At 43.2% G+C, this 13,883-nt stretch carries 10 protein-coding genes; 7 read left to right on the plus strand and 3 right to left on the minus strand.

The window, feature by feature from the left end:
* The first annotated feature begins 43 nt into the window (after positions 1–43).
* Both BACINT_RS10495 and BACINT_RS10500 read left to right on the plus strand, forming a co-directional pair.
* Positions 44–1,429, plus strand: a complete 1,386-nt coding sequence (locus tag BACINT_RS10495; protein WP_044154992.1) for a sigma-54-dependent transcriptional regulator — start codon at positions 44–46, stop codon at positions 1,427–1,429.
* Positions 1,426–2,745: a sensor histidine kinase gene (locus BACINT_RS10500; protein WP_007662847.1), complete on the plus strand. Its 1,320-nt coding sequence runs from the start codon at positions 1,426–1,428 to the stop codon at positions 2,743–2,745. Before BACINT_RS10495 ends, BACINT_RS10500 begins: the two co-directional genes overlap by 4 nt.
* 69 nt (positions 2,746–2,814) lie before the next feature.
* On the opposite strand, the gene fucO is transcribed toward BACINT_RS10500, so the two are convergent.
* Complete coding sequence (fucO, locus tag BACINT_RS10505; RefSeq protein ID WP_044155199.1) at positions 2,815–3,969, minus strand: lactaldehyde reductase; 1,155 nt, start codon at positions 3,967–3,969, stop codon at positions 2,815–2,817.
* Between the two features lie 255 nt (positions 3,970–4,224).
* On the opposite strand from fucO, the gene BACINT_RS10510 reads away from it, so the two are divergent.
* Positions 4,225–4,509 carry a hypothetical protein gene (locus tag BACINT_RS10510; protein ID WP_007662853.1) on the plus strand — a complete coding sequence of 95 codons (285 nt, stop codon included), beginning with the start codon at positions 4,225–4,227 and terminating at the stop codon, positions 4,507–4,509.
* Positions 4,510–4,852: 343 nt separating this feature from the next.
* On the opposite strand, the gene BACINT_RS10515 is transcribed toward BACINT_RS10510, so the two are convergent.
* Complete coding sequence (locus BACINT_RS10515; protein WP_044155200.1) at positions 4,853–7,006, minus strand: outer membrane beta-barrel family protein; 2,154 nt, start codon at positions 7,004–7,006, stop codon at positions 4,853–4,855.
* A gap of 377 nt (positions 7,007–7,383) precedes the next feature.
* On the opposite strand from BACINT_RS10515, the gene BACINT_RS10520 reads away from it, so the two are divergent.
* From BACINT_RS10520 to BACINT_RS10535, 4 genes are all read left to right on the plus strand, one after another.
* Positions 7,384–9,021, plus strand: coding sequence for a sensor histidine kinase (locus BACINT_RS10520; protein WP_007662857.1), 1,638 nt, complete (start codon positions 7,384–7,386; stop codon positions 9,019–9,021).
* Positions 9,022–9,076: 55 nt separating this feature from the next.
* A complete protein-coding gene (locus BACINT_RS10525) occupies positions 9,077–9,772 on the plus strand; it encodes a response regulator transcription factor (RefSeq protein ID WP_044154994.1) in 696 nt (231 codons plus the stop codon).
* A gap of 244 nt (positions 9,773–10,016) precedes the next feature.
* The gene (locus BACINT_RS10530) at positions 10,017–10,562 is read left to right on the plus strand and encodes a hypothetical protein (RefSeq protein WP_007662861.1); all 546 of its coding nucleotides are present in this window, start codon (positions 10,017–10,019) and stop codon (positions 10,560–10,562) included.
* Positions 10,563–10,575: 13 nt separating this feature from the next.
* Complete coding sequence (locus BACINT_RS10535) at positions 10,576–11,475, plus strand: SDR family oxidoreductase (protein ID WP_044155201.1); 900 nt, start codon at positions 10,576–10,578, stop codon at positions 11,473–11,475.
* 53 nt (positions 11,476–11,528) lie between these two features.
* Here the strand turns inward: BACINT_RS10535 and BACINT_RS10540 are convergent, their stop codons facing one another.
* Positions 11,529–13,748 (minus strand): HRDC domain-containing protein, encoded by a 2,220-nt coding sequence (locus tag BACINT_RS10540; protein ID WP_007662867.1) that lies wholly within the window; start codon positions 13,746–13,748, stop codon positions 11,529–11,531.
* Positions 13,749–13,883: the final 135 nt, after the last annotated feature.

The following is a 13,883-nucleotide window of genomic DNA, read 5'->3' on the forward strand; positions in this document are numbered from 1 at the left end:
AAGAGCTCTGTATCCGCACATTTTAAACTTAACTTTAAGTATGATGAAACGAGGAAAGATACTCATTGTAGACGATAATGAAGACATTCTCTTCACCTTGAAAATGCTACTGCGTCCTTTGGTAGAAAGTATTACTATGACAACTGATCCACGTGAATTGCTGCCGCTCATCTCTCGTACCCACTTCAACGTCATCTTGCTTGACATGAATTTCCGTCGGGATGCCGTCAGTGGAAAGGAAGGATTCCACTGGTTGGACGAGATACTGAAGCTGGACGAGAAAGCTGTTGTTATCTTCATTACCGCCTATGCGGATACGGAAAAGGCAGTTCAAGCCATTAAACAAGGTGCCACAGATTTCATTCCCAAACCCTGGCAAAACGAGAAACTGATAGCCACCGTGTCTTCCGCCCTGCAACTCAGTTTCAGCCGGACGGAAGTAGAAACCCTGAAACAACAGAAGGAGACTTTAAAAGAACAAACAGAAGCTTTGACTCTTCCCCCTGAGCCTACACGCGTCATCGGTGAATCTGCCGCCATGCAAGCTATTTTTCAGACGATAAGAAAGTTTTCCGAAACAGATGCGAACCTTTTGCTCCTGGGAGAAAACGGAACAGGTAAAGACTTGATTGCCCGCTATGTTTACGAACAGTCCCCCCGCAAGAATGAGATCTACGTACCTATCGATTTAGGAAGTATTCCGGACACGTTGTTCGAAAGCGAATTGTTCGGATATGAAAAAGGTGCATTTACCGACGCCCGCAAGAATAAGCCGGGACGTGTGGAAGTAGCTTCAGGCGGAACGTTGTTCCTGAACGAAATCGGCAATCTGAGTCTTCCGCTTCAAGCGAAGTTACTTTCGGTCATAGAGCAAAGAAAGAGCTCACGGCTCGGCTCTACCACCTCCTACCCTGTAGATGTAAGGTTGATTTGTGCCACAAATACGGATTTATACAGTGCCATCGACGACGGACAATTCCGCCAGGATTTACTGTACCGCATCAATACGATTGAAATTCGTATTCCGCCTTTACGGGAACGGGGAAACGACCTGTTCCTGTTAGCCGATTTCTTTCTCCAACGCTATCGGAAGAAGTATAAGAAAGAACTTCGGGGAATTTCCAAAGAAGCACGAAAGATGCTACAACTTTACCGTTGGCCGGGCAATGTGCGTGAACTGGAGCATGCCATCGAACGTGCCGTCATCCTCTCTACAGGAACCATGCTGGCTCCAGATGATTTCATGTTACGCAGCCCCCGATCTTCGAATACTGTATCTGAAAAAGATAAGTATAATCTGGAACGGATTGAAAAGGATGCAATCAATGAGGTAATGAGAATATGTGGCGGTAACATTACATTGGCAGCAGAAATGCTGGGAATCACAAGGACTTCACTTTATAGAAGGATTGAAAAGTTCGGATTATGAAAAGACAAACTTGGGTAAAAACGCCTCTTTGGCTCACAATTGCATTATTGATATGTTGCCTCGTTTCAGCTTGGTTGGCTGTACACGGCTTTTATTTTAGCCTGTTTGTGGCACTCTGCCTCACGGCGTTTGTTGCTTATACCATATATAGGTATATCTTACGTTCTGCGCGTGCCATGGCCCAGTTTATCTGGGCTGTGCGCTACTCTGAATTTCTTTCTTCTCCCACTTCCAATCTCAATGCCACCCAGCCTCTTCCCGAAGAACTGCTGACTGAAATGCAGGATGCCCTTGAACATTACCGGAACAACCTGCAAAAGAAAGAAAGCAAATTGCAGTATTTTCAGGCACTTGCCAATCATATAGACATGGCTATTCTTGTTTATACGCCCGACGGGCAAATGGAATGGGTCAATGATGCAGCCAAACGTCTGATACATATCGATTGCCCGCATACGATAAATGATCTGGTCGACTTTCACCCCGATCTCCCGGCCAAGCTGCATACACTGAAAGCAGGCGATTTGTCCGTATGGCAAATCAAACAGGAAGAAGAGACTGTGCAATTCGCTCTTTCCGGTATGGAGTTTGTCATTCAAGGCAGGAAACTCTTGATTGCCGGAATGAAGAATATCCATTCTGCCCTGGATAACCGTGAGACGGAAGCCTGGCAAAAGCTAATCCGTGTACTGACACATGAAATTATGAATTCCATTACTCCCATCATTTCGCTTACAGAACTTCTTGCCAAGCACGCCGACAGTCTGGAAGGTGACGAAGAAACCAAAATGGAAATCAGACAGATGTTGCAAACCATCGGTCGCAGAGGGAACGGTCTAGTACGCTTTATGAATAGCTACCGGGAAGTATCGCACCTGCCCCACCCTTTATTAAAACTTTATAATGCCGGAGAACTGCTGAAAGGAGTCGTTCAATTGATGCAAAATGATACAGATGATCTACACCTCTCTCTTCCCAACGTTCCGTTGCGCCTGATTGCAGATAAAGAGCAAATAGAACAGGTACTTATCAACCTGATACGGAATGCCCGCGAAAACGAAGCGACACAAATCACTCTTTCCGCGGGCATCACTCCAAGAAATCACCTTTTCCTGCGTGTTACTGATAATGGAACCGGCATCGATCCGGAAGTTCAGGAACGTATTTTCATTCCATTTTTCACCACAAAACCGACCGGTTCAGGTATCGGGTTAACCATCTCGCGCCAAATCATGCACCAGCATCATGGAAGCATTACGGTGCAATCAAAAGTGGGAGAAGGAAGCACGTTTACACTTCTGTTCCCAATAGTTTAATAAGTGATTAGTGCTACGCTATAATGCCGCAAGGAGACTAATCACTTATCACTAACCCCTAATCACTTATTACAACGCTTTTTTGTATAAATCCAGAATAATCTCCTTCGTCACCTCGCGAGGATTACCCGGTGTACAAACATCGGCAATAGCAGCCGTAGCCAGCTTGTCGAGATCGCTTTCCTTAATACCTAATTCAGAAAGGTGTTGCGGAATACCTACTCTTACTGACAGCGCTCTCACTGCATCTACGGCAGCACGTGCAGCTTCTTCCTGGCTCATACCTTCTTTATATACTTTCATCGCCTTAGCAATTTCCACATACTTATCAAGTGCAGCAGGAGCATTAAATTCCATAATGATAGGCAGCAACAACGCATTAGCCACACCGTGAGGTATATCAAAAATAGCACCCAATGGATGTGCCATACCATGAACAACGCCCAAACCTACATTAGAGAATGCCATACCTGCAATATATTGCGCTACCGCCATACCATTACGTGCCTCTGCATTTGTCGGCTCAAACACGGCCGTTTCCAAATAACGGGTAATCATTTCGATAGCTTTAATTTCAAACATATCGCTCATTTCCCATGCTCCCTTAGTAATCAGACCTTCAATAGCATGTGTCAATGCATCCAATCCCGTAGAGGCGGTCAGCCCTTTAGGCAAAGTGTACATCAATTCGGCATCTACAATGGCGATGGCAGGAATATCATTCGGATCTACACATACCATCTTCTTTTCATTCACTTCGTCGGTAATCACGTAGTTGATAGTCACTTCGGCAGCCGTTCCTGCTGTAGTAGGCAGAGCAATGATAGGCACGGATTTCTTCTGAGTCGGCGCCACTCCTTCCAGAGAAACCACATCACTGAATTCCGGGTTATTAGTGATAATGCCGATAGCTTTTGATGTATCGATGGAAGAACCACCACCAATAGCCAGAATAAAATCGGCACCGGATTCTGCAAACGCTTTCACACCTGCATTTACATTACTAACCGTAGGATTTGGTTTAATATCGCTGAATACAACATAGGGTATGCCTGCCTTATCCAGTACGGAAAGCACCTTGTCAGCTACACCAAATTTAATCAGATCTTTGTCGGTAGATACAAAGGCTTTTTTCAAGCCGAGACGTTTAATTTCCTGTGGGAGCACTTCGCGGGCACCCGGTCCGAAGTAGGATACTTCGTTCAAGACGAATCTGTTAATCATAATACGATAATTTAAGTTCCGCAGTGTCATTTTGAGATTGAGTGTGCGGAAGGTTGATACTTCATTTTGTTCCGACAAAATTAAGAAATATAGAGGAGGAAGGGACAAAAGATTCTGATTTTTATAGTGTGCGGAATGCTTTTTAGTAATCATAAAAAAATAAGTTCTTCATTTAAATGGCAGCAAATCATTGAAAGATAAAGCAAACATGCTATATTTGTACTATCATTGAAACGATTATTAAAAACGATAGATATGGGAAAGAAAGAGACCAAAAAATATTCTGATATTCCAGTGCAACAAACGAACGCTTCCGAACCGTCAGGTATCTACGGAGATATAAATGCGATGAAGGTTCAATTGGTCAATCGTATAATGCGTATAGACGAACCGGAAGAATTAAATTCTGTATTGGAGTTTGTGAAAGAACGCATTGCACAAAAAGATAAATTTGAACAGGAATGGGAACAGGGACTAACCGTTGAGGATTTCCGCATACAGTGTAAACGCAAATTAAAAGAAATGTATGCTCGCAACTAAAATCCTTATACACCCTTCTGTTTCAGATTTTTAGAGGAACTTCCTAATATCCTGATAACTGAAGGCTATCTGAATATTTATGAAAATGCAGAACTACTTGTAGACGAAATTATCGATTTTATTCAGGAAATTCCAACAGCAGTTCATTACCACCTCAGCCCTTCAGCCGAAAGCCATTTTTCCCGTTACGGAGAAAATATACAATACACTTTTTTCAAAAGAAGCAAGTCACCTCGTACAACATGGTATATCTTTTTCATTAAACAAGACGAACGTATTCTGGTTAAGTATATAACAAACAATCACAAGGAAGGACAATACATACGTTAAGATTTGCTCGTCACTATTTAAACCTCGACCTATCCACTTCCTCCCTCTTCTTCTCCCTGTATCCTCCGAATTTATACGTAAACGACACCCCGATTTCCCTGAAACAAGTATAATCATTCGTCACGTTCTGCGTACCAAAACGGATGCGTGGTTTTATCTGTCCCGTCTCAAAGATATCATTGCAATAAAGATTCAGAACAGCCTTTCCTTTGGCAAAGCCATACCGCAAAGCAGCATTTACATACCCTGAAGACGGTAAATCATAAATTCCCTGAGTCGCTTTACTACGAGCCATTCCCGTCAGTGTCAGTTTCAGATCAGGCTTCTTAGAAAGAGTGAAAGTATTTGTCAGTACGGCAATACCATAACAAATATTCCGGTTGAAAGGAATATCCCAGAAATCCTCATCTTTCTCATGATGCCATACACCAATCAAAGTTAAACGAGAATTTAACAATTGCTTTATATCAAATGGTATAGAAGCCTGTAATCCTGCTTGTTGCTGGTAATTAAAATTCAAATGCTTATAGATCTCCACCAGACGTTCGGAGGATTGATAAAGAGTCTGGACTGAGTAATCTTTCGTATGATTAAACCATGCACTGAAGATGTATTTACTCTTCAAAATATGTGTCAACTGAAGTTGATATTCCTGAGCCGGTTTCAGGAACGGGTTCCCATGTATTTCAGAATATCCACCGCCCAGATAAGAAATAGCATCCTGTACCGCCCAATAATCAGGATAATCTTTATCACTGCTCAAAGCCAATTGCCAAACATAGCCGGGGGCGGGCATATAACTCAGGTTAATGGTAGGATACCAATCCCATTGATTCCATACCGGTGTCTTATAATGCTCCACGGCAAGCGAAGCATCCAGGGAAAGTTTATCACCAAAACTTTTATTGAAACCCGCATAGAAGTTCAGAGTTTGTTCGCGACGGCGGGATTGCATATTATCGGGAATACCTGTGCTTACACCTGCCTTTGTTCCCACACCCTTCTCCGTATCATAATAATATTGATAACTGTGGTCGATACTGGTAGTATAAACGGCACCATAATTCAATCCCCATCCACGCCCCAGATTATGCTCCTGGGCAAGGAAGAATTTCCAGCGATTGATGCGCTGACAGTCTTCAGTATAAAAGGCCAGCTCTTCACCTTGCATGCTGCTATGCAATAACTGATCGGATGGAGAACGGTAATAAGTCAATTCAGCACCAGCTTTCAGTCCGAAAGGTGTACGGTAATCCAGACGCCCATTGTGCAGCCAATCGGTACTGCTGCTACGGGTGTTGGACTGCTGCGTACCGTAAATATCCATCAGACTGTGGTAAGTCGAATAACTTCCATTATAAACAAAACTCAGCTGATGATCCTTGGCAATATTGTAATCCGCCCCTACCCGGAAACTATGGGTATGTGAACGGCTCCGGCCCATCTCATCGGTTGTGATGTGATGAACCGAACCGTCCGCCAGAGAGTGCATAGCTTCTTTATCGGTTAAAGAATATCCCCGTCCGTGGTTGTGTGAGTAAAGAAAATCTGCTGAGAATTTATTTCCATTATAGATCAGGCTGGCACGTTCGTTGAAGCCCTCGTAATGTTTCTGATTATATTTGCCATAAAGCTCTCCCTGCCAGGAAGACGGGCCTCCGGTGCTTTGTTTCAGTGTGATATTGATAAGTGCACCCCGCACCTGATAGCGTGCCGGAGCATTGTACATCACTTCCGCCTTCTCAATGCGACTGGAGGGGATACTTTTCAGCAAAGAATAAAGCTGTTCGGTACTCATGGTGGTAACTTTACCATCCAGTATTACAGTTACCCCCTGCCCTGCCAACATCAACCCGCCATTCATCTCGGTTACGCCCGGCAGTTCCTTCACAGCGTCATAAGCATTATCTACGGGTAGATTACCGATAAGGCGCGGAAGATCGTACACCAGTTTACCTTGCTCCGCTTTCACGATGGGACGTTGCCCGGTAATCATTACTTCAGGAAGAGATTGATAAAGACTGTCCAGCTGCTTGTCTTGTGTTATAATACTGTCCGCGCTGAGCGTCCGTTCGCTCTCTACATCCGTACTCTTTGTTATTTCCTGAGCGGAAACTCCTGCACTCAATGCACATAGCATCAGGGAAAGATAGTAATAAGACTTCATGTTCATTTGTTTTAGATACGACATAAATGTGTTCAGACTTAGAGATGATTGGGTGTCAACCTTGGTTGACAGGTCGATTAAGCTTGGTTGACAGATCCATTAACCTTAGTTGACAGGCCGGTTAACCAAGGTTGACACCCAATTATGCAAGGGACTGCACAAGATTCTCCCTATACCTTTTGCAAAAGATGCCTTGTGCAAAAACGAATCATCCCTTAAGCTCTTGCACTGCAAAGTACGGTGAAATCTTCCGGACTTTGTGTTATCTGGAACTTACGTAGTCTTATCTAGTGTTATCTGAAGTGTTATTTAGTCTTACCGTCCATACATGTACCGGTTATCTTTCCTATCTTTGTCCATATAAATACAAGAGCTACATGAAACTGCCATTCAGACCTATTGCCATATTAGTCATAATCTCTCTGCTGGGTATCTTTATTTACCAGGCATACTGGATCACGGGGCTATACAAAACGATGAAGCACGAACTGGAACAAAGCATCGTAGAGGCCATGCGCATGAGTGATTATAATGAGATGATGCTGCGTGTAAAGGAGATGCAAAAAGAAAATAAAGCCCACGGTTCCGTAGAGGTTTCAGCAGGATACAATTCCGATTCCGGAAAATCATTTGTCCGCAGCAGTACAACTGTTAACCAAACAGACAGTGCCGGAAGTCGTTCACTTTTAAAAGAAGGTATCCCTATGAAGTATGACAGTGTATCAGTAAGTTATCCGAATGACTCGACAAGAGATATCCTTTTCACACGAGGACAGGAAGGCACAAATATTTCAGTCTGGGCAGAAAGAGATTCAGTAAAAGAGGTCCTGGAAGATACAGTGATTAATGAGGATGAACCTCAGGCTTCTTTAAGAGCCGAAGGTGGAATAGACATGATGCTGCGTGACCAAAGCAGTATGGTGGAACTTGCCACTTTCATCCAGCGTGGAATGCACTCGGGACTGGATATTTTTATAGAACCTGATATAGCCGTTTATGACAGTCTGCTCAATACCTATCTGCAAGAACGGGGGCTTAAACTTCCCTACCGATTGGAACGTCTTCATTCCGGTGCCGATCCGGACTCAACGCTGGTTTACACTGATACGCTTGCCATTGTCGGGACTCCCGGATACATGCCCAGTGAAAAAGCAAAACAATATAATTATGCTTTCGACATTCACTCCAATCAAAGTTACCGCCTCACAATAGAACCTATTTATAAGATTGTATTGCGACAGATGAGCGGTATTCTTACTACATCATTCGTTATTCTTATTATATTAGGTTTCTCCTTCTGGTTTCTTATCCGCACCATTTTGCGGCAGAAAACACTGGAAGAGATGAAGAGCGACTTTACCAACAATATCACCCACGAACTGAAAACACCTATTGCCGTGGCGTACGCCGCCAACGATGCTTTGCTTAATTTTAATCTGGCAGAAGACAAGCAACAACGGGATAAGTATCTGGGTATCTGCCAGGAACAGTTACAGCGATTAAGCGGACTGGTGGAACAAATTCTCTCCATGAGTATGGAACGCCGTAAAACCTTCCGTCTGCATCCGGAGGCGCTCAGTTTGCACGATCTGTTCCCGGCACTCATCGAACAGCATAAACTGAAAGCAGGTAAGCCTGTAGAAATCAATCTCGACATTGCACCGGAAGACCTGACAATCATTGCCGACCGTACACACTTCAGTAATATTCTGAGTAACCTGATAGATAATGCCATCAAATACTCTCCGGATAAAGCCGACATAATGATCTGTTGCCGGAAAAAGGAAACGGAACAAGTGGAAATCTCGGTTACAGACCACGGTATTGGTATCCCTACGGATAAACAGCCTCACATTTTCGATAAATTCTACCGGGTTCCGACAGGAAATATCCACAATACCAAAGGCTACGGGCTGGGGCTTTTCTACGTAAAGACAATGGTAGAAAAGCACGGTGGAATTGTAACTGTACGAAGTGAAGCGGGAAAAGGAAGTACTTTTACAATAAGAATCTGAATAACGTTGCTTGTTATGATGCATTACATTGCTTGTTATAAAAAAGAATCAAGATATGGACAAAATCAAGGTACTGCTGGTTGAGGATGAACAAACCCTCGCCATGATTATCAAAGATACACTAGAAGGCCAGAACTTCATCATCCATACTGCTGCCGATGGCGAGGAAGGTCTGCGTATGTTCTTCGACTTACGCCCTGATGTACTGGTAGCAGATGTTATGATGCCCCGTATGGATGGTTTTGAAATGGTACGCCACATCCGCCAAACCGACAAACGAACTCCGGTACTTTTTCTCACCGCCCGTTCTTCCATCAACGATGTGGTGGAAGGCTTTGAACTCGGAGCCAACGACTATCTGAAAAAGCCTTTCGGCATGCAGGAACTTATCGTGCGCATTAAAGCGCTGGTAGGCAAAGCATTTACATTTAAAGAGGAACCGAAGAAAGAAGAAACTTGTTTCAAGATAGGCGATTACCATTTCAACTCTGTCACACAGATATTGTCCCATACCGGAATAGAGCAGGAACTCTCCCACCGCGAGGCCGAAATACTGAAGCGCCTGTGCGAAAACCGTAATCAGGTAGTGAATACCCAGAATATCCTGCTTGATCTTTGGGGGGACGACAGCTTCTTCAATTCACGCAGCCTGCACGTGTTCATCACTAAATTACGGCATAAACTTTCCAAGGACGAACGTATCCGCATTGTCAATGTCCGAGGCATCGGATACAAACTTATCATCAACTGAAACTTCTGTTACGGAAATAAGAAAACGGGCTGCATTTCTACACGAGATACAGCCCGTTCATTTACTGGTTAGAGAGGAACAAAATAGATTGCTTATCTACTAATTCAATTATTTACACCTCAAAGATAATAACTATTTCCAAATAACCGTATACAATATACAACTTTTATTTTAATAAATGCTATATATTTCCATAATTCATACTTATTTCATATATTCGCCATTAAATAAAGGCTATTAAGTAATGAAATATATAGAACTAATCATACTTTTCTGTCTTTTCTCCTTCCGGGTAAATGCTCAGAATGAAATACCTGCTGACAGCGTGCGTAGTATGAATATGCCGGAAACAAAGGATTTTGATGGTTTTCTTCTGGATATGAATTTAATGAAGATGGCAGCTCCCCAAGTGCCTAAAATGAAATTGGAAATTCCGGATGCCAGCAAAGATTATAGTTTCTTATTTCGCCTAGACCCGAACATAACCTACTCTCAAGGCTACTCACACCTGTTTAGCTTGGATAGTTCCACCCTATACAGTATGAATCCTTTCGGATTGACAGGTTTTGGTTCATCTCCTCAAAACCTGCAGATGGGAAGCTTCCGACTGAAGAATGGCATGCGTATCAATACCTATGGAGAATACAACAAGGACGGATGGAAAGTTCCAAATCCTTCTGCTTTACCGTGGGAACGGAATAATTTTAAAGGCGCTTTTGAACTGAAATCAGCGAATGGATCATTCGGCATAAGAATCGAAGTGCAACAAGGAAGAACAGCACCTTATTAAAGAAGATATGAATATGAAGAAAAAAATCTTGGTTATAGGCGCCAACGGGTTTACAGGACGCCGGATATTAAATGATTTGTCGCGCAACGACGAATACATTGTAACGGGCTGTTCCCTGCATGATGACATTGCTCCCGGTTCTGGAAATTATCGTTTTATCAGTGCAGACATCTGCCAGATGGGAGAACAAAGTGCACTGTTCAGGGAAGTACGCCCTAATGTAGTGATCAACACTTCTGCCTTATCTGTTCCTGATTATTGCGAAGCTCACCATGAGGAAGCGGATAGTATCAACGTCAATGCTGTAGGACAATTGGCATTCCGGTGTGAAGCATCCGCTGCACGCCTTATCCATCTTTCTACCGACTTTGTATTCAATGGAGATACAACGCAGCTTTATACGGAAGTAGATACGCCTGATCCAGTCAACTATTATGGTGTTACCAAGCTGAAAGGTGAAAAACGGGCAGCTGAGTTATGTAGTAATTACGCCATTGCCCGTGTAGCAGTAGTCTATGGCGCTGCCTTACCGGGACAACATGGAAATGTACTACAATTGGTTGCCGACCGTTTAAGAAACAACGAAGAAATACGAGTCGTTTCCGACCAATGGCGTACAGCAACTTATGTAGGAGATGTCTCGCAAGGAATAGAGAAGCTGATAAACTATCCTAATAATGGCATCTTCCATATCTGTGGCTCAGAATGTCTGACAATAGCTGATATTGCCTACCACGTAGCAGATATCCTGAACCTGGACTATTCCTTAATTCTGCCAGTCACCACCAAGCAAATGGAAGAGGCAACTCCCCGCCCCCGTTTCAGTGGATTGAGCATAGAAAAAGCACGCAGGGAATTAGGATACCAGCCACACACTCTGGAAGAAGGGATAAGACTCATGTTTAGTGTTTAGTGATGAGTGATTAGCCAAGTTTGTATAACATTCCAACTACTAATCACTCACCACTAATCACTAAACAACGTTTCCGCAATCCCACTTTCTTTTTTATACATTCGTACCATTTCCAAGAGTTCATCTCCATACTTTTCCACTCCTTTTTTACCAAAGTAAGGAATGCGGAGAAGAGTGGTCTTATCTTCCGGCAATAAATTCGTAATACCGAGAATTGCCTTTTGTTGAATTACAGTATATACCGGTAATCCCAACCGGGATGCTTCTGCATTGCGCCATGCCACCAGACGCTTGTACAATTCGGGATGCAGGATGTCCGAAGGTACTTCCACAGTTGCCGCCCTTTTACGTGCAGAACTACTTCCACCGTCTTCAGTTTCGTCTTTACGTTTTCTTCTTCCGGAGAAGTTGCCGCCGCGTTTTTCTCCTTTATCCTTACCCGATGCGGCATCGTCAATGGAGAGGACGGACTTTTGTTTCAGATATTCGCCTACATGGAATCCCTTATCAATTACGAATTCCAGCAAATCGACTTTCAAGAGAAGCAAATCATCCAACTCTTCACTGACAGCCTTCAACTGTTTCTTTAGCTCTTTATTGTCAGACTCTACAATTGTACTACTTCTGATGGCATCCAAGGGCGTCAATTGTTCTTTGAAATATTCTGCTCCCAAGTGAATGCGCTCCTGCAAACTTTTATCTGTAGCATAATCCGCTGCACCATCAACCAGGCGAGTATATTGTAAGCTAAACTTTTGAGCAACTTTCGTAACCTTCTCATGGAAACGTTCCGTTTCTGATTTATATTCAACCAGCAGTTTAGGATAGAGTTTGTACAAGTGTTCATCCAATAACCTCACAAAACGCTTCAATGCCAGTTCCAATGGTAAGAAATCAAACAATCCTGATAACAATTCCAGAAAATACGATTGTTGCAATCTCCGGTAACGCGTTTCATCAGGCTCATTTCTACGTGCATCTTCTGTAAAGGTATCCACAGCACTGTCACTGATTACTGCCCTGGCAGATAATGGAGCACTTAATACCAGACCTTCCAACGTCTTGCAACGGCTCAGAGCCACATACGTCTGTCCATGTGCAAAGGAAGCGCTGGCATCAATTATTGCACGCTCAAACGTCAACCCCTGACTTTTATGAATGGTTATAGCCCATGCCAGTTTCAGTGGGAATTGTTTGAAGACTCCCTCTATATCTTCTGTAATCTCTTTTGTCTCTTCATCCAGCACGTACTTTGCATTGGTCCATTCTTCTTCTTGCAACATGAAGACGTCCTCACTTCCTTTGCTACGTACCTCAATGCCTAAAGCGGATACATTTACCACCTCACCGATCATGCCATTGTAATAACGGTGTTCACCGGATGAATCGTTCTTTACAAACATGATTTGCGCACCACGTTTTAACTCCAGTACTTCATCAGTAGGATAAGAATACTCCGGGAATTTTCCATCTATCTGGGCGCGAAAGGTAAAAGAACGTCCGGGCAGTTGTGCCAGTTCATATTCATTGATACGTTGCGCCTGGTAATTATGGGTGGTAAGTTGGATATATCCTTCCTCTTTCGCAGGATTGAAATTTGGAATGTATCTACAGTTCAGTTCATCCAACAAAGTTTTGTCACAACGATTCTCCCGGATACGGTTCAACATATCCAGAAAATGAGTATCACTCTGTCGATAAACTTTCTTCAATTCAATGGTACAGTACTCCGATTTCCTCAATGCACGGCTGGAAAAGAAATAGGGAGTATCATAATAGCGGTTTAGCATCTGCCATTCTTCGTCTTTGATAACCGGAGCAAGTTGCTGCAAATCTCCGATCATCAATAATTGTACACCACCAAAAGGCTTGCTACGGTCACGGAAACGACGCAACACATCATCTATCGCATCCAAGAGGTCGGCACGTACCATACTGATCTCATCAATCACAAGCAGGTCTATACTACGCATGATGTTAAGTTTCTCTTTTCCGAAACGGAAACGGTATTGTGCCTTACCATCTGCACTGAATGAAGTATCGGGTACGTAAGGGGCAAAAGGTAGCTGGAAAAAAGAATGAATAGTTACACCACCTGCATTAATAGCTGCAATGCCTGTCGGGGCAAGAACAACCATACGTTTAGGACTTCCGGACTTCAATTGTCGCAAGAATGTAGTTTTTCCAGTACCTGCTTTACCGGTCAGGAAGAGATGAGTGCCTGTATTTTCTATAAATTGCCATGCAAGTGACAATTCCGGGTTTTGTTCCATTATTTCATAAATGTTGTTTGGAGGTGTAAAGGTAACATAAATAAAAGAGGAAAAGCCCTATCGGCACATCTTTTTACATAAAAATGAAAAAAGCTACAAGCTACGAGCTACAAGTGGCTGCACTATATTCCGAAA

The sequence above is a fragment of the Bacteroides intestinalis DSM 17393 genome, from assembly GCF_000172175.1.
In the GTDB taxonomy this organism is placed as follows: Bacteria; Bacteroidota; Bacteroidia; order Bacteroidales; family Bacteroidaceae; genus Bacteroides; species Bacteroides intestinalis.

Excerpts from the sequence above, each read along its gene's own strand:
- BACINT_RS10495 (WP_044154992.1), top strand. The coding sequence starts at position 44 with ATGAAACGAGGAAAGATACTCATTGTAGACGATAATGAAGACATTCTC.
- BACINT_RS10500 (WP_007662847.1), top strand. The coding sequence starts at position 1,426 with ATGAAAAGACAAACTTGGGTAAAAACGCCTCTTTGGCTCACAATTGCA.
- fucO (WP_044155199.1), bottom strand. The coding sequence starts at position 3,969 with ATGATTAACAGATTCGTCTTGAACGAAGTATCCTACTTCGGACCGGGT.
- BACINT_RS10510 (WP_007662853.1), top strand. The coding sequence starts at position 4,225 with ATGGGAAAGAAAGAGACCAAAAAATATTCTGATATTCCAGTGCAACAA.
- BACINT_RS10515 (WP_044155200.1), bottom strand. The coding sequence starts at position 7,006 with ATGAAGTCTTATTACTATCTTTCCCTGATGCTATGTGCATTGAGTGCA.
- BACINT_RS10520 (WP_007662857.1), top strand. The coding sequence starts at position 7,384 with ATGAAACTGCCATTCAGACCTATTGCCATATTAGTCATAATCTCTCTG.
- BACINT_RS10525 (WP_044154994.1), top strand. The coding sequence starts at position 9,077 with ATGGACAAAATCAAGGTACTGCTGGTTGAGGATGAACAAACCCTCGCC.
- BACINT_RS10530 (WP_007662861.1), top strand. The coding sequence starts at position 10,017 with ATGAAATATATAGAACTAATCATACTTTTCTGTCTTTTCTCCTTCCGG.
- BACINT_RS10535 (WP_044155201.1), top strand. The coding sequence starts at position 10,576 with ATGAAGAAAAAAATCTTGGTTATAGGCGCCAACGGGTTTACAGGACGC.
- BACINT_RS10540 (WP_007662867.1), bottom strand. The coding sequence starts at position 13,748 with ATGGAACAAAACCCGGAATTGTCACTTGCATGGCAATTTATAGAAAAT.